Here is a 709-nt window from a genome sequence, read left to right as displayed (position 1 = left end):
CACCCACGGCTTCACGCACTTCGCCATGACCACAGCCAAGTTCGTGGGCTTCGACCTTTGCCCTCATCTGGCGGACCTCAAAACCCGGAAACTCTTTCTGCCGCAGGGCTTCAAGGGAAAGGTCCCAGAGGCCCTGCAGCGGATCATCGCATCCGAGCGGATATCGCGACGGGGCGTCGCCAAAGGCTGGGATGGCTTGTTGCGCGTGGCTGTCTCCGTCAAAGAGGGTTGGTATCCGGCGACGGATGCCCTGGAGCAGTACGGCTCCGCCGCCCAGGGCGACCCCATTTACAACGCCGGCGTCGGCATCGGAAAGCTGTTGCGGACCATCTACCTGTGCGACTATTTTGGGAACGCCGCCTTCAGGAACGGGATATTGGATCTGCAAAACCAGGGCGAAGCCGTTCATAGCCTGCAGCGTGCAATCCATAACGGCCGGATCACCGCGAAGTGGGGGCGCACACCGCATCAGATGACAGCCATATCCGGGGCCTTGACGCTGCTGACGAATATCGTAATGGCTTGGAATACGGCTCGAATACAAGCCTTTATGGATGCCAATGCGGACGGCATTCCGGACAACGTCGCATCCAAGGTCGCGCCCATCGGACATGCCCACGTCAACATGCGCGGGACCATGTCATTCCGGATCGGCGAGGCGAAAAAGCGTCTTTTAGGGCTCATAGAGCCTCAAAATCGGCTTCAAAAC

At 59.2% G+C, this 709-nt stretch carries 1 protein-coding gene; it reads left to right on the top strand.

The features are described 5' to 3' along the window. The coding region (locus ACK8OE_RS20890) for a Tn3 family transposase (RefSeq protein ID WP_410274234.1) at window positions 1–709 on the top strand (709 nt) is incomplete at both ends.

Source organism: Asticcacaulis sp. W401b (assembly GCF_046503825.1).
Classification (GTDB): domain Bacteria; phylum Pseudomonadota; class Alphaproteobacteria; order Caulobacterales; family Caulobacteraceae; genus Asticcacaulis.
Note: the sequence above shows the minus strand (reverse complement) of the source record. Positions and strands in the feature narration are given on the sequence as shown.